This window comes from Micromonospora sp. NBC_01699, from assembly GCF_036250065.1.
Taxonomy (GTDB): Bacteria; Actinomycetota; Actinomycetes; order Mycobacteriales; family Micromonosporaceae; genus Micromonospora_G.
Map to the genome: position 1 here is coordinate 2165039 of NZ_CP109199.1, position 14964 is coordinate 2180002.

The following is a 14964-nucleotide window of genomic DNA, read 5'->3' on the forward strand; positions in this document are numbered from 1 at the left end:
GGGTGTCAGCTCCTTGTGGTTGCCCCGCCGTGGTAGCGGGCGGTGGTCGCGTGCCATTCGCGGCTGCCGCCGAGCCAGGCCCAGGTGTCGGCCAGGAAGCGGCGCAGAGTCGGTGAGCCGAGCAGGCTGAGCGTCGCGGCCTCGGCCACGAACGCGTGCATCAGTTCGTTGTGGATCTCCACGGTGCGGATGAGCGCCTCCCGGAGGGAGCACCCCTCCTCGATGGAGATCACCCTGGGCAGGTTGAAATCGGTGTCCGACTCGTGCGCGCCGGAGTGGATGTCGTTGAGCAGTACGTTCGCGAGTCCCGCCGTGGTGAACGCACGGCGTACCCGGGGGTCGAAGAACTCGTCGGGTGACAGTTCGTAACCGGCGACCGGATCGACCAGGATCATCGGCGGCAGGAAGCTGTTCAGGTGCCGTTGCACCAGGTACTCCCAGACCGGCGGGGTGCGCCCGTTGACGTGCCAGTCCGCCTCCTGGTTCCAGGCGACGAACAGGATGCCCATCTGATGCTGGAACCGGCCCATCTGCGCCGTCGACGTGTAGCGGGCGAGGTGCTCCATCGAGGTGCGGAAGGCGGTGGCGATCGGCTCGTCCGCCCGGTACCGGTCGAGCTCGGGGGCGTACCTGGCCGGTAACCGGGCCGGGTCGACCACGGCGTGCAGCTTGGCCAGCCGGGAACCGACCACGGCCGGGTCGGCACCCAGGGAGACCTCGTCCACCACGTAGTCGTCGGTCGCCCACTCCGCGACCACGCACTTGGTCGCCGCGAGCAGCCGGTCGGGGTCGCTGGTCGCGGGATGGGCGAGCATGATCAGGCGGCCGAAGTTGTACGCCCGGAGCCGGTCGAGCTGGCCGTCGTAGATGCCGACCTGCCCGGCCCATTCGACGACCCGTTCGTTGACCTCCTCGCCGAGGGCCGGGTCGTCGCGCAGCGGCCCGGGGCAGAACAGCTCCGGTACCGAGTCGTCGTCCGGCCGCCGATCCGGCGCCGGCCGTCCGATTTGGAACGCGGCCGTGCCCAGGCCGGTCGGCTTGACGACCCGGTCCAGGGCCGCCGTTGCCGTGGTCACCCTCGACAGTTGCGCGGCGGGGGCTCGCCCGGTGTCCGACAGGATCGCGGCGACCAGGCCGACCAGGGTGTCGGTGACCGTCTCCGTGGTTGTCGGGGACAACGCGGGCACCTAACGCTCCTGGTCCCCGTAGTGCGACAGCTGCACGTCGTCCAGGACGCCGAGCGCGTCGGGCACCAGCACCGCCGCCGAGAAGTACGCGCTCACCAGGTACGACATGACGGCCTGCTCGTTGACGCCCATGAACCGTACGGAGAGGCTGGGCTGGTACTCGTCCGGAATCCCGGTCTGGTGCAGGCCGATGACGCCCTGGTCCTGCTCGCCGGTACGCATCGCCAGGATCGAGGTGGTGTGCGCGTCGGTGATCGGGATCTTGCCGCAGGGGAACATCGGCACCCCCCGCCAGGCCGGCACCCGGTGGCCGTCGACCTCCACCGGATCGGGGTAGATGCCCCGCCTGGTGCACTCCCGGCTGAACGCGGCGATCGCCCTGGGGTGGGCCAGCAGGAGTTTCGTGCTACGTCGCTTGGAGAGCAGTTCGTCGAGGTCGTCGGGGGTCGGCGGGCCGGTCCGGGTGTGGATCCGCTGCCGGTAGTCGGCGTTGTGCAACAGACCGAAGTCGCGGTTGTTGACCAGCTCGTGTTCCTGGCGCTCGCGTACCGCCTCGATGGTCAACCGCAGCTGCTGTTCGAGCTGGTTCATCGGCTCGTTGTAGAGATCCGCCACCCGGGTGTGCACCCGCAGCACGGTCTGCACCGCGGCCAGCTCGTACTCGCGGGGCGAGAGTTCGTAGTCGACGAACGTACCGGGCAGCACCGGCTCGCCGTTGTGCCCGGACGCGAGTCCGATCTCGGCTTCGCCGTGCTTGTTCTGCGGCAGGGCGGCCTTGATCCGGAACCGCTCGACGTGTTCCCGCAGCGTGGGCGAGTTGGCGAGCAGTTCGTCGAACGCCTGCCTGGGCAGCGCCAGCGTGGTCACCGCCGTCATCGCCCTGGCGGTGTGCTCCCAGGTCGCCTCCGGTTCGAGTAGGGCCTGGTCACCGAAGAACTCGCCGTCGGCCAGGACCCCGACCTGGACCGGATCGCCGTACGCCCCGACGCCGTCCTTGCGTACCTTGCCGTGGACGATCAGGTGGAGCTGGTCGGCGGCGGAGCCGGCCACGGTGATGGCCTGACCGGCCTCGTAGTCCTGTCGGGTGAAGCGGTCGGCGAGGGCGCGCAGGACGGACCCGTCGTCGAAGTCGCGCAGCAGTGCGAGTTCGCCGAGTTCGTTCGGTATCACCTGGACGTCGGAACCGGTGTTGGTGAAGGAGACGCGGCCGTCTCCGATCCGGTACACGAGCCGCCGGTTCACCCGGTATGTGCCGCTGGAAACCTGGACCCAGGGCAGCATGCGCAGCAGCCACCGGGAACTGATTTCCTGCATCTGCGGTGTGGACTTGGTGGTGGTCGCCAGGTTCCGGGCAGCCGCGGTGCTCAGACTGAGCTGCGTCTCTCCTTCGCTGGCTGCCAACCCGGTCGTGAGTGGACTGGACATGCGTCAACTCCCAAGGCTGTACGGGTTGCCGACAGTGAACGAGCAGCACCCGGGCCGAAGAGCACACGATCGGGTGCCGGTTCCGGGTGTCTGCGAGCCATTTCCCAGCAACAGAATGTGTTTGTCTGTTAGCGGAATGTATTGGCTGGATCGACGGTCAGCCTGTCATTCGAGGTCGGAGTACGTGTTAACTCGTTGTGTCGATACTGTGGCTGAACGTGAGTATGAGATGAGTCATGTGGTTCACGGGCCGGCACCGGCCAACCACCACCGGGCTGCGTGGCCGCTCGCGGGGCGATAACGTTCCTGCCATGCGCTTGCAGAACATCGTCTTCGACTGCCGTAACGCCTACGAACTGGGATCGTTCTGGGGCGCCGTGGTCGGTAGGCGGTTGGCCGAGGACGACAAGCCCGGCGACGAGGAGGTCGTCGTCGAGATGCCGGAGGGGCCGACGCTGTACTTCGCCGAGGTGCCCGAGCCCAAGACGGTCAAGAACCGGCTGCACGTCTGCCTCGAACCGGAGCGGTCTCGCGACGGCGAGGTGGAACGGGTGCTCGGCCTGGGCGCGACGATGGTGGATGACCGTCGGCGGCCCGACGGTACGGGGTGGGCCGTACTGGCCGACCCGGAGGGCAACGAGTTCTGCATGCTGCGCAGCGCCGCCGAGCGCCACTGACTCCCGTCAGGCATTCGAGAGTCGCGACGGAGGCTGCGGCCCGTAGGTGAGTCGGCGTAGCAGCCGCTCGGCCGGGCCGGGCCACGCTTTCCTGCGCATCAGGTCGGCCAGCAGCACGGTGGCCAACCAGGTGATGGCCGCCACCGCCGAAGCGCCCGCGTCGCCGAGTCGTCCGCCGAGCCCACCGGCGTACGGCGCGAAGAGCGCGACGAATGCCACCGACTGGAGCAGGTAGCAGGTCAGCGACCGTCGCCCACAGGCGGCGAGCGCGACGATCACCCGTCCCGGCGCTGCGCCGCGATGGTGTGCGACGAGGCCGGCCAGCGCGGCGTAGCCGAGCCCACCGGCGATGCCGGTCACGCTGTGCAGGGCGTACGCCGGCACCGCTCCACCGGGTGTCCAGTCGGTCCAGATCGACGCGTCGATCAGCGCGAGCGGGGCACCGCCGACGGCCGCGATGACGATGCCGAGCACGGCGATTCGGGTCAGTAGCAACCGGTGCCGGCCGGGTGCGTCCAGCAGTCGACGCCGGGCGGCCCACATGCCGATCAGGAACGGTGTGACGACGTCCAGGGCGAGCATCGGCGCGAGGAGCGCCCAGGTGACCAGCCGCAGGCCGACCGCTTCGAGCGGGGAGTCGGCGCTGGTCGGCAGCGGTGGGGATCCGTTCGCGACGATTCCGAGTGCGGGCACCGTGGCGAGCCCGGCGAACACGATGGTCCAGAGCCCGGCGACCAGGAGCAGGGTGCGGTCGCGGGCCCGGGACATCCCCGCCAGCACCAGGCCCAGCAGTCCGTAGGTGGCCAGGATGTCGCCGAAGAACAGCAGCAGGGCGTGGACGAAGCCGAACGCGAGCAGCCAGCGGCTACGTCGGCGCAACAGGCCGCGTACCTCGGTCGGCTCGGCACCGGCGGTGAGCCGCCGGTTGGCCAGCTGGACCAGTCCGTAGCCGAAGAGGGCGGCGAACATCGGCAGTGCGCGACCGTCGACGAGAAGTACCTGAAGGCCGGCGACCAGCCGGTCGACCGGTCCACCGTCGAGGGCGTAACCCCGAAAGCCCGTCGGTTGGCCGTAGAGGTACATGTGGGCATGGGCCAGTGCGATGAGCAGCAGCATCGCACCGCGGGCGAGGTCGGGGGCGAGTGATCGGTCGGCGGGCCCGGTGGCGCCACCGACCGGAACGAGCGGGACGGTGGGCGCGGCGAGGCTACTGGCCACGGGACACCCATTTCTTGGCGGCGGGATCGTCAGACGCGCGGCAGAATCCAGGGGCCGACAGGCACCCGGTCGGTTAGCTACGCATGCGTAGCTAATCTCATGGGCATAAGATACGCAAGCGTTTCTTGAGGTGAGGTCGTCATGAGCGAGATACGGCAGCAGGCCGCGACCCGAGGACGTTCCCGGCGACGTGGGGACGATCTGGTCCAGGCGATCCACGCGGCGGTACTCGCCGAGGTGGCCGAGGTCGGCGTCGGCGGACTCACCATGGAGGGCATCGCCAAACGCGCGGCGACCGCCAAGACGTCGCTGTACCGGCGCTGGTCATCGCCGGGGGAACTGCTGCTGGACGCGCTCCGCGAAGCACACCCGGAGGAGGTGCCGTCACCGGGCGCCGACGATCTTCGCGGCGACCTCATCGTCGCACTGCGGCAACTCGTCGCCTGGATGAACAAGCCCGCGGCAACCGCCGTCCTGGCGATCCTGACCGAGCGTCACCGCCACCCCGACCTCGTGCGGGCGCTGTACGCCGACGTCTTCGACGCGCGGGGTGGCACCTTCACCCGCACCGTCCTGCGTCACTACGCCGAACAGGGCCGGCTCGACCCGAAGCTCGTCACCGCGGTGGTGAGCGACATCGGCGAGGCCCTGGTGTTCAAGCACAGTCTGGACAGCGGAGAACTACCCGACGAGCAACTGCTCGCCGACATTGTCGATCAGGCCATCCTGCCGGCGGTGGGTGTCGTGCCCGGCCGCGAACGGTGACCTGCCCCGGCGTGGTGATCCTGCTATGCGTGCGCCAGGTGGAGCTTTCTTCCGGACCAGTCGCCGAGTAGGGCGGGATTTTCGAAACCGGCCTCGACACCTTCCGCTCGCTGGATTATCGACAGGAGGATGTCGACTATCGGGTAGGTGTCGCCTGCTTCCAGGGTCGCCTCAATGGCGAGCGTGCCTTCGTCGAGGTCAACCGAGACCGTGCTGTTGTAGACCTCGGGGCGTTCGCTCTCGAGTTTGTGCAATTCTTCCATGAAGTGCGCCGCCTGTTTATCGAGGAGGGAAGGCGATGGATGTCGTCCCCCATGGTCCCGGACCACGGCCCGAAGAGTGATCCGTACCCGCATGTCGCCCTATACTCCTTTTCGAGATCGCGCCAACAGCGCAGAAGGAATGCCCATTCCAAAAGGTCCCTCACGTAATCTTTTGGCTTGGGTGGCATAAAGGAAACAAAGCGGGAATGCCTTCCGCATGGGCAGTAGAGCTTGGGCAGTGGAGCCGGCGGCTCGTCCGGTGACGCGTACCGCAAGGTGAACCCGTATGATGCTTCAAGAAGCGCCACCGTTCTCTCGACGATCGAATTCGATTGCGACCCGAAGTCCTGCAAGTTTCGCTCCTAAATCGCTTGTAAGCAATCTTGGAACGACGGACCCGGGTGTGAGGTTGCGCTGCTCAAGCCGATCGCCGTAAGTCGTCGGACACCGTGTGCGTTTTTGTCGTTTCAATCCCGCGCCTTTGGTGCATGTTTAGTCCGATTTGGTCCCGAATGGGAAGCCTCGCCCGCTCCTCTGGGTCGGGCCGAACGACGTCGCATATCAGTTATGTAAGAAGGAATCCGACTTGCGCCGTAGTGATACAGCCGGGTTCATTCCGATGAAAGGCGCTTGGTCCGTATTTCTCGTGCAATCGACGCGGACCTCGCTTCCACGGTCACCGGCCAGGGCCCCGGTGCTGCGGCGATCTCGCGAAGGTTTGTGGAGCCTTCCCCTGACGGGTAACGATGAGGTGCTCGACCGGGTGATGCGGAACGGTTGACGAGTTCCCGGGCTGCCGCCTTCGCCTCCTCGTGTTGCTTCTGGACGTAGGCGAGCAGCGCGTCACGGCTGATCCGACGGGAGTCGCCGACCTTGAACGACTCGATCTCGCCCGAGCCGACCAGCGACCAGATGGTCCGCTCGCCGAGGTCCATGACCTTCGCGGCGTGCTTCACCGTGTAGGCGATCTGTTCGTCCGTGGTCCCGGAGACAGGACTGCAAGAGTGTGTGTTCCCATGCATGGGATCACCGTACATGTTCCTGACCACGGGAACGCACTAGTACGTTCGGCTGTTTTCGGCGCACTCTCTGTGTCCTGCCGCGTAACACGTGCAGCACAGCGCAGGACACCGACCCGTTCGGCGGATCCTCGGGGAGGGTCGACGTCGACCGTGGCATTGGACCCGTCCACGGGACAATAGGCCCAAGATCGGGACTTACCTTGACACCGTGGCAGCAGCACCGAAACCCGTCTCCGTCGCAGTCGCACGCGCCCGCTTCGGCGCCTGGGTCCAACGCACCCTCGAAGCCGCACGCGACCGCGGCCTGACCGATCGGCAGATCGCCAAGGCAACCGGCGTCGGCACGTCCACATTCCACCGCTGGCGCATCGGCGACTGGAAGGAACTGCCCGAGGTGAGGCGCGTCGAGGCGTTCGCGGTCGGCCTCCAGGTCGACGTCGACCCCGCCTGGAAAGCACTCGGCATCGGTGGGGCCAGCGCGCCGGTAGCAACCCCCGAGTTGCCGCTGCCACCCGAGGTCCGGACCATCCTCCGCGCGCTCGCCGACCCCAACGTATCGTCCGCCCAGAAGGCGGTCATCCGGGAGATGCTGACCATGCTCGCCGACCGGGCCGAATCGATCAGCCCCCGGCGGACCCGGAGCACCACCGACGAGGCGGCCGGCTGAACGTACGCCGAGCGCGGTCGGATTGCCGGTCGCGCTCGGTACGGGGCCGACCGGCACTCGCGTACGCACTGTGCTTCCGAATGGCGGGCCGTCGGCGCCAGCACGGCCGCGTTGCTCGAACCGTTGACCGGCTCGCTGCTGTCGGCGGTCGTGTTCGGCGAGGCGGCCCGGTGCTCCCGGAACCGTGGGAACCGTGCTGCTCGCCGTCCCGATGATCGTTATCGGACGCGAGTCGAGATGATCACCATCGGACCGTGTCGGCGGCTCTCGTCGGGTCCGTGTCGAGGGGTTCCGACCTGCGATGACACGTCGCGTACCGGTTGGTCCGGCTCGCCGGAATGGCATTTACGGAGGGTGAACGACGGCCTGATTCGCCGTTAACAAAGCGAGATCGAATTGGCCTTGAACTGAGCAAGATTAAAGATGAGCGACGGCAGCATGCCGTGCAAGCTAGCGCGTGATGGACACGCCAATCGAGCATCTTTGCGCTAGACACATCGCTCCCTCGCCCACTCTCGGCGAGGGAGCGACGTGATGTGGGTGGTCGAAGACGGCCCGGACCTGGTCGACCCGGAGAAGGTGGGGAACAAGTTCGCGAAGCAGGTCGTGCTGGCGCGTGCGGGGTTTCCGGTACCACCGCTGGTGTGCGTGCCCGCGTCGGTGTTCGACCACGTCGTCGGTACGACCCTGGCCGATCCGGCGGTCGCGGGGACGGCGGTCGCGGGAACCGCGTCGACCCCGGACCTGATCGGCCGGGCCGAGGAACTGCGCCATCGGGTACGGGCCGGGGGAGCGCCGCCGGAGTTGCGCCGCGCGCTGGCGGACCGGTTCGACCAACTCGCCGGACCCGACGGCCTGCTCGCCGTACGCGCCTGCGTGGTGCCGTCCGCCGGCCAGGCGGACACGGGAGAGGATTCGGCCGACGACCCGTTCGCCGGACTCAGTGACAGCTTTCTATATATAGGACGCGACGACCTCACCGAGCGTGTCGTCGACTGCTGGGCCTCGGGCTTCAATCCGGAGGCGGTGGCGTACCGGGCCCGGCGCGGGCTGCCCCCGTTCGCCGCGCGGGTGGCCGTGGGCATCCAGCGGATGGCCATGGGTACCCGCTCGTTCGTCGCCTTCACCCGTGACCCCCGCGACGGCTCGGCGCGCTGCGTGGTCGCGGCGGCCTACGGCATCGGCGAGGGGGTGGTGCAGGAGAAGGCCGACGTGGACCACTTCTTCGTCGACCGCGCGTCGGGTGTGATCGAGGCGCACACCGGTGTCAAGTCCCGGGCGGTCGGCTGGGACCCGACCCGCCCCGGCGACGGCCCGGTTGCGGTGCCGGTCGACGAGCGGCTCGCCGGCCTGCCGGTGCTCACCGACGACCAGGTACGCGAGGTGACCGCCCTGGCGCTGCGCGTCGAGGAGCGGTTCGGTGCCGCGCAGGACATCGAGGGCACGTTCACCGAGGACGGCACGATCCACCTGGTCCAGGCCAGGCCGGTCGTCACGGCCGGCCGGGCGACGCGGGGACGTCCGGAGACCGCGGGTGGACCGCCGATCGTGTGGGACAACAACAACGTCACCGAGAGCTTTCCCGGGGTCAGCGGCGCGCTGACGTACTCCGTGGCCCGGGAACTGTACGAGGTGGGCTTCACCGACCTGTACCGCCGGATGGGCGTACCCGCCCGGACCCTGCGCCGCAACGCGCCGCTGCTGGCCCGGATGGTCGGACACCTGGACGGGCGGATCTACTACCAGCTCGACGCCTGGTACCACCTGCACGGGCAGATGCGCTGCTTCCGGCCGCTCTGGTCGACCTGGGAGCAGTCGCTGGGGCTGGCCGAGCGCGCGGACCCCGACCGCCGGCCACCGTCGCGGCTGGCCGGGTTCTTCCACGTCGCCGAGATCGTGGCCCGGCTGGCCGTGCACCCGTGGCGGGTCCGCCGGTTCCTGCGCTGGTGGGACGGTTACCACCCGAGCCTGGCCGACGCGGCGTCGATGCGCCCGCACGAGGCGGTCCAGGCGTACCGAACACTGTGGACACACGTGGGCCGGCAGTGGGGTGTGACCCTGGTCAACGGCGTCTTCCTGTTCACGGCGGCCTGGGCGACCAACACGCTGTTCCGCAGGTGGCTGCCGAACGCGGACCGGAGCCTGCTCAACGGGATGCTGGTCGGCGGGCCGGACAACCGCTCGGCCCAGGCGCTGCACTCGGTGGTGGCGCTGGCCGCGACCGCCGCCGCGACGCCCCAACTGCGCGCCACCGTGCTGGCCGACCCGGACCCGGAGGAGCTGTGGGAGCGACTGACCGGCGGTGACCAGGCCCGCGACCAGTCGGGCGACGACCGGACCGCGCGGTTCGGCGCCGCGCTGCGCGAGCACGTGCAGACGTACGGGGACCGGGGGCTGCACGACCTCAAGATCGAGGCGACGACACCGCGGGACCAGCCGTGGACGGTGCTGCACACCGTACGCGCGTTCCTGGAGCAGGGGCTCACCGTCGAGGCGAGCCGCGCGGTCGGGCGTGAGACCCGGCAACAGGCGGAACGGGACCTGCGCGAGCACTGCCGCAACCCGGTGAAGCGGGCCGTGCTGGGCGGGCTGTTCGGCGCCCTGCGGGTGCTGATGCGCTTCCGCGAGGACACCCGGTTCTGCCGTACCCAGCTCTTCGGCGACACCCGGGCGCTGCTGCTGCGCCTCGGCGCGGAACTCGCCGCGACCGGGCGCCTCGACCGGCCCCGGGACGTTCTCGACCTGACCGTCGAGGAGGTGCTCGGGGCGTTCGACGGTACGCTGCCCGGCGCCGACCTGCGGGCGCTGGCCGCCGTACGGGCCGCCGAACGGGTGCGCTGGGAGGCCGCCGAGCCGCTGCCGGCCCGGGTGACGACCGATTCGGACCTGCCGCTGGCGGTCGCCCTGTCGCGGTTGCGGGAGACCATCGAGGTCACCGGAGCGCGGCTGGCGGCGCAGGGCGGCGACGCCGCTGCCGGCCGGGTCGCCGGGGAGCCGATCGTGCTCACCGGACTCGCGTCCAGCTCCGGCACGGTACGGGGCAGGGCGAAGGTCGTACTCGATCCGTCGGTGACGGCCGACGCGTGCCGCGACCGGATCCTCGTGGCCCGCGAGACCGACCCGGGCTGGCTGTACCTGATGATGTCGGCGAAGGCGCTGGTGGTGGAGCGGGGCACGATGCTGTCGCACACCGCCATCACCGGCCGGCTGCTCGGCATCCCGACGGTCGTGGCGGTACCCGACGCCACCGCCCTGATCACCGACGACACCCTCCTGGAGGTCGACGGCGCCGCCGGCACGGTGCGGATCCTGGACGGCGAGTCGTGATCGGACGCTGGGGGCGGTACGTGGTGGCGGCGTACAAGCCGACCTTCCACCTGCCGTTCATGATCTTCTGGGCCGTCGGGCTGACCGCGCTGTTCGCCTGCGTCACCGGCGGCGTGCAGCGGTGGCGGCCCGACCTCGGGCTCGCCCTCACCGCCGGCACGCTGGTGATCGACATGCTGCTGCTGCGTGCCCTGGACGACATCCGCGACCAGGACTACGACCGCGAGCACAACCCTGGCCGCCCGCTGCCCAGCGGGGTGGTGAGCGAACGCGACCTGGTCGCCCTCGTCGGCTCGGGCATCGCCCTGCTGCTCCTGCTCAACGCCGGTCGCGAAGTGGTGCTGCTCGCGCTGGCCGGACAGCTCGGCTACGCGGTGCTGGTGATCGCGCTGGACCGGTACGCGGGCTGGCCACCGGGCGACCGGCTGGTGCTGCACCTCGCCGTGAACCTGCCGATCCAGACGTTGCTGAGCCTGTACGTGTACGCGGCGTTCCTCCGCGCCGAGCAGCAGCGGGTCAGCGTCGTCGGGCTGATGGCCGTCGTCGCGGTCACGTTCGGCGCGCTCTGCCTGGAGTTCGGCCGCAAGGCCACCCGCCGCCCCCGGCCCGGGGAGCGGACCTACGCCACCGTGTTCGGCCCGTCGGTGACCTCCGCCGCCGCGTTCGCCTCGGCCGCGATCGCCACCGCGATCGTGCTGGTGGCACTGCGGCCGTGGCAGCCCGACGCCGCCGGGTACGGCTGGGGCTGGCTGGTACTGGCGCCACTGGCGCTGCCGGCCGTCGCGGCGGTGCGCTTCGCCAGCGGTGCCACCCGCTGGCCGGTCGCACCCACGCTCGCCTACATCCCGGTCATGTACGCCAGCTTCCTGGCGGTGGGCTGGCTGACGAAGGGAGCATCCGTGTGAACACTCATCAGGAAGCCCGGGTACCCGAGTTCTGGACGCTGCTCGGCCCGGACTTCGCCGGCAAGTCGACCGTTCTGGACCGATTACACAACGACCACGGTTGGCGGGTCGTCTCCTACGACGACCAGTACCTCGAACGTTATCCACTGATCCGCCGGCTGCGGCAGCACTGGATCGCGGACGCCTTCGTCAGCGCCGGCACCCGCTACTCGTCGGAACTCGTGCTCGCCGCCCTGCACCCGATAGTGCTGCACCTGCGAGACGAACTGACCCGCTCGGCCGGTACGAAGCCGGTGATCGTCGACTCCTACTACTACAAGCTGCTCGCGAAGTGTCGGCTGCTCGGGGTGGAGCACTCGCCGACGTTCGACTACTGGCGCTCGTTCCCCCGCCCCCGGGGTGTGCTCTACACCGACGTACCACCCGAGGTGGCCTGGGCGCGCAGCTTCCACGGTGCCAGGGTCAACCCCTTCGAACACCACGGCGACACGCCCAACGAGGCGAACTTCATCCGTCTCCAGTCCGACCTGCGGGCGGCGGTCCTGGCCGAGGTGGGGGACGTTCCAGTGGAGATCATCGACGGATCAGCCGCCCCGGACGCCGTCGTGACGGCGGTCCTGGCGGCCGTAGAGATGGCGGTGGCGCGATGAACCGGACCACGATCCTGCCCCGGCCACCGTCCCAGGAGCGGCTGGCCGAGCTGCTGGAGGCGCGGGCCACCTGGGCGGGGACCACGGTGGCCGAGGCGGCGGAGACGGCCGAGACGACGGTGCTGGTGCTGTTGCGCGCGGTGGACATGACCGACCTGGTCGACGGGGCGCGTACCTTCGCGGCCGGCCTCACCGACGACGAGGCCGACGCCTGGCGGCGTTCCTGGACCAGAACCCGTTTCCTCTTCGGCAACCCGGGCAACGTGGCCCGGCGGACACCGGCACGCGTCGTCGCCCCGGGGGAGAGCGCGGCCTGGCTCGGCCCCTTCCCGTCCACCCGGTTGCCCGGAATGAGCCGGCTGCTCAAGCCGGTGTCCGGGGTGCTGCCGAAGATGCCGTCGGCCCTCACGTTCCCGCCCACCGACCGGGATGCCGGCAACCGGCCCGGGTACGGCGACCACCGCGAGTTGCAGGTCGCCGTCCGGGACCTGACCCTCGCCGAGTATCTCGTGCACCTGCACCACACCCTGGCCGAATCGGTGCTGCTCGGGCTGTTGCGGCCGGAGGAGCCGCTGCGCCTGGTCCACCGGATGGACTTCGACGCCCGTACGGCCGAGGAGACCCCGGCCTACGCCCGGGTTCACTTCGGGCACGACGATCCCACGACGCTGCGTCTCTTTACCTGGTTGTCCTCGCCAGCACAGCGATGAGTCACGACTGACAGATGGAGAGCAACGTGGACATTCCCGATCTCACCGATACCGACCTGGCCCGTCTCGCGTTGTCCGGACAGTTGCGGAGGTTGTCCGAATCACTGCGGCTGGCGGTCGTCGCCGAGGACGACAAACCGCTGGCCGTCCGGGACGGCGCCCTCGCCGCCGACCTGTGGTCCCTGCTGGCCACCGAGGTACCGCAGTTGCGGGAGACGATCGTCGGCTACCTGCGCGCCAGCGGCGGCTCCTGGCAGGACGTCGCCGATCTGGACGACCGCACCGAGGACGAGGCGCGGGCCCGCTGGGCCGGAGCCTCGACGCGGCGCTCGCCGGACCCGGCCGCCGAGGTCGCGGAACTCGACGCCTGGTACGTCAAGCACGCGCAACTGGAGCCGCTGGCCCGGGTCCGTGACCCGTTCAGCCGCCTGCTCAGCGGACGTGAGCCGGGCGGGCGCGAATGCCTCGTCTGCGCGAAGTACGCCAACCTTCCGGTACCCGCGTGGGCCGGCTTCCCGACGCCGCCGGGCGGCCACCTCGTCGACGACGGCACCTGGCGGGTCGGGCACGGCCCGACGCCGTACTGGCCGGCGGGCACCCTGCTGATCGAGTCCCGCCGGCACTTCCTCGACTACGCCGACTTCAGCACCGAGGAGGCGAGCACCCTCGGGCCGCTGATCAAGCGGTTCACCGAACCGCTCAAGGAGGCCACCGGCGCGTCCCGGGTGCACATCTTCTCCTGCATGGAGGGGACCGAGCACTTCCATCTGTGGATGGTGCCCCGGGTCGACGGGGAGACGGCCGGCCGGACCTTCATCGCCGACCCCGGGTACTGCACCTTCCCGGAGGCCGAGGAGGTCATCGGCCGCGTCCGGTCGGCCCTGGAACGCGCGGCGGCGGACCGGTGATCCGGTCGCCACTGCTCGCCTCCCCGCGTGGCCCCGGGCACCCGCACGCACGGGTCGACGCCGGCCGGGCACCGGCCGGCGTCGACCCCGGCAGCCGCCCGCGTGTCCTGCTCGCACCGGTCACGGTCAGCCCCACCAAGCCACTGACGCCGACCCACCTGAAGTACCTGCTGTCACTGGACATGCTGTACCGCGCCACGGCCACGTTCGCCGACGTGACGTTCCAGTACCACCACGCGACGTACTCCGGCAGCCAGCAGATCGCCGGGTTCTGGGAGTACCTCGACCGGTGCCACCCGGGAACGGAGTACGCGGCCTGCACCGAGGAGAACATCGGCGAGCTGTACACGGCGTACCACCGGGCCGACCGGGTGCCGTACGCGGCGGTCGCGCCGACGATTCGACGGGCCGAGGCGGGCTGGACGCATCCGGCGAGCGCCCGGCTGCTCGACCTGTGGGAGGAGCACTACCGCTCGCTGGGCATGTTCGACCCGGAACTGGGCCGGACCGGGCCCGCGATGGCCGGTCAGGAGGAGATCCTGGACCTGCTCGCCGGCCGTGACCTGTGCATCGACGGCCGCCCGCTGGGTGCCCCGGTGTACCTGGACGCGACCGAGGCAGGCCAGCCGCTGCGGGTCGTACTCAGCTCGGACGGGCAGCCGAACTACCTGCTCTACCTGCTGCGCGAGCTGGTGCCGCTGGTGGCGGGGCACGATCTCGTGGTCCTGGCGCACGACACGGAGCTGCGCGCCGACTACCAGACGGTCGCCCACGTACTGGGTGCGTTCGGGGCCACCGTCGTCCGGTTCGAGGTATCCCGGGTGCCGCTCGGCGGCGTCGCACAGTCCACCCGGTTCGGCGGCTGGCAGGGGCACACACTCGGCGCCTTCGCCGGCCCGTTCGTGGACGAGTTCGGTCCGGCGGCGTTCCGGCTCGGCCTGCGGCTGTACCTGGTGGCCGGGCTGGGGCGTACCGCCCGGGAGTCGTTCTCGACGCAGCACCTGGGCCGGTGGGTACGCCGGGCCGCCCGCCTGCTCGCCGAGCACGGCCAGCAGGGGCCGGAGGCCGGCGGTGCCGACTCCCGGGATCCGGGACGGTACCTCGCCGAACTCGCCGGCACGCGCGGGTACGCGGACCCGTACCGGGTGGCGACCCAGCTGATGAGCCGCGACGCCGGCGTACCGGTGGCGGACCTGCTCCGCGTGGTGGTCGGTCCGACGCGCGACGAGGGGAGGTAGCG

General features: G+C 69.9%; 14 protein-coding genes. 9 read left to right on the forward strand and 5 right to left on the reverse strand.

Annotation, left to right across the window (positions count from 1 at the left end; genetic code table 11):
• Positions 1–5 precede the first annotated feature (5 nt).
• The gene (locus tag OG792_RS09760) at positions 6–1187 is read right to left on the reverse strand and encodes a family 2 encapsulin nanocompartment cargo protein terpene cyclase (protein WP_329108923.1); all 1182 of its coding nucleotides are present in this window, start codon (positions 1185–1187) and stop codon (positions 6–8) included.
• The gene (locus tag OG792_RS09765) at positions 1188–2612 is read right to left on the reverse strand and encodes a family 2B encapsulin nanocompartment shell protein (RefSeq protein WP_329108924.1); all 1425 of its coding nucleotides are present in this window, start codon (positions 2610–2612) and stop codon (positions 1188–1190) included.
• 311 nt (positions 2613–2923) lie between these two features.
• On the opposite strand from OG792_RS09765, the gene OG792_RS09770 reads away from it, so the two are divergent.
• Positions 2924–3289, forward strand: coding sequence for a VOC family protein (locus OG792_RS09770; protein ID WP_329108925.1), 366 nt, complete (start codon positions 2924–2926; stop codon positions 3287–3289).
• Between the two features lie 6 nt (positions 3290–3295).
• On the opposite strand, the gene OG792_RS09775 is transcribed toward OG792_RS09770, so the two are convergent.
• The gene (locus tag OG792_RS09775) at positions 3296–4507 is read right to left on the reverse strand and encodes a DUF418 domain-containing protein (protein WP_329108926.1); all 1212 of its coding nucleotides are present in this window, start codon (positions 4505–4507) and stop codon (positions 3296–3298) included.
• A 141-nt stretch (positions 4508–4648) separates the two neighbouring features.
• Here OG792_RS09775 and OG792_RS09780 point away from each other — a divergent pair, with 141 nt between their 5' ends.
• Complete coding sequence (locus OG792_RS09780; RefSeq protein WP_329108927.1) at positions 4649–5272, forward strand: TetR/AcrR family transcriptional regulator; 624 nt, start codon at positions 4649–4651, stop codon at positions 5270–5272.
• A gap of 23 nt (positions 5273–5295) precedes the next feature.
• Here the strand turns inward: OG792_RS09780 and OG792_RS09785 are convergent, their stop codons facing one another.
• Together OG792_RS09785 and OG792_RS09790 are read right to left on the reverse strand one after the other, a co-directional pair.
• Entirely contained in the window at positions 5296–5628 is a 333-nt protein-coding gene (locus OG792_RS09785) for a hypothetical protein (protein ID WP_329108928.1), read from the reverse strand.
• A gap of 518 nt (positions 5629–6146) precedes the next feature.
• A complete protein-coding gene (locus tag OG792_RS09790; RefSeq protein WP_329108929.1) occupies positions 6147–6557 on the reverse strand; it encodes a helix-turn-helix domain-containing protein in 411 nt (136 codons plus the stop codon).
• A 208-nt stretch (positions 6558–6765) separates the two neighbouring features.
• Between OG792_RS09790 and OG792_RS09795 the strand changes: the two genes are divergently transcribed.
• From OG792_RS09795 to OG792_RS09825, 7 genes are all read left to right on the forward strand, one after another.
• A complete protein-coding gene (locus OG792_RS09795; protein ID WP_329108931.1) occupies positions 6766–7224 on the forward strand; it encodes an XRE family transcriptional regulator in 459 nt (152 codons plus the stop codon).
• Between the two features lie 534 nt (positions 7225–7758).
• Positions 7759–10551 carry a PEP/pyruvate-binding domain-containing protein gene (locus OG792_RS09800; protein WP_329108932.1) on the forward strand — a complete coding sequence of 931 codons (2793 nt, stop codon included), beginning with the start codon at positions 7759–7761 and terminating at the stop codon, positions 10549–10551.
• Positions 10548–11456: a hypothetical protein gene (locus OG792_RS09805; protein WP_329108933.1), complete on the forward strand. Its 909-nt coding sequence runs from the start codon at positions 10548–10550 to the stop codon at positions 11454–11456. Before OG792_RS09800 ends, OG792_RS09805 begins: the two co-directional genes overlap by 4 nt.
• Entirely contained in the window at positions 11453–12106 is a 654-nt protein-coding gene (locus tag OG792_RS09810; protein ID WP_329108935.1) for a hypothetical protein, read from the forward strand. The genes OG792_RS09805 and OG792_RS09810 overlap by 4 nt, the downstream gene beginning before the upstream one ends.
• Positions 12103–12816: a DUF6182 family protein gene (locus OG792_RS09815; protein ID WP_329108936.1), complete on the forward strand. Its 714-nt coding sequence runs from the start codon at positions 12103–12105 to the stop codon at positions 12814–12816. The genes OG792_RS09810 and OG792_RS09815 overlap by 4 nt, the downstream gene beginning before the upstream one ends.
• A gap of 14 nt (positions 12817–12830) precedes the next feature.
• A complete protein-coding gene (locus tag OG792_RS09820) occupies positions 12831–13724 on the forward strand; it encodes an HIT family protein (RefSeq protein ID WP_329108937.1) in 894 nt (297 codons plus the stop codon).
• On the forward strand, positions 13721–14962 hold the full coding sequence (locus OG792_RS09825; protein WP_329108938.1) for a hypothetical protein: 1242 nt from the start codon (positions 13721–13723) through the stop codon (positions 14960–14962). Before OG792_RS09820 ends, OG792_RS09825 begins: the two co-directional genes overlap by 4 nt.
• Positions 14963–14964: the final 2 nt, after the last annotated feature.

Excerpts from the sequence above, each read along its gene's own strand:
- OG792_RS09765 (WP_329108924.1), bottom strand. The coding sequence starts at position 2,612 with ATGTCCAGTCCACTCACGACCGGGTTGGCAGCCAGCGAAGGAGAGACG.
- OG792_RS09770 (WP_329108925.1), top strand. The coding sequence starts at position 2,924 with ATGCGCTTGCAGAACATCGTCTTCGACTGCCGTAACGCCTACGAACTG.
- OG792_RS09780 (WP_329108927.1), top strand. The coding sequence starts at position 4,649 with ATGAGCGAGATACGGCAGCAGGCCGCGACCCGAGGACGTTCCCGGCGA.
- OG792_RS09785 (WP_329108928.1), bottom strand. The coding sequence starts at position 5,628 with ATGCGGGTACGGATCACTCTTCGGGCCGTGGTCCGGGACCATGGGGGA.
- OG792_RS09790 (WP_329108929.1), bottom strand. The coding sequence starts at position 6,557 with ATGCATGGGAACACACACTCTTGCAGTCCTGTCTCCGGGACCACGGAC.
- OG792_RS09800 (WP_329108932.1), top strand. The coding sequence starts at position 7,759 with ATGTGGGTGGTCGAAGACGGCCCGGACCTGGTCGACCCGGAGAAGGTG.
- OG792_RS09815 (WP_329108936.1), top strand. The coding sequence starts at position 12,103 with ATGAACCGGACCACGATCCTGCCCCGGCCACCGTCCCAGGAGCGGCTG.
- OG792_RS09820 (WP_329108937.1), top strand. The coding sequence starts at position 12,831 with ATGGAGAGCAACGTGGACATTCCCGATCTCACCGATACCGACCTGGCC.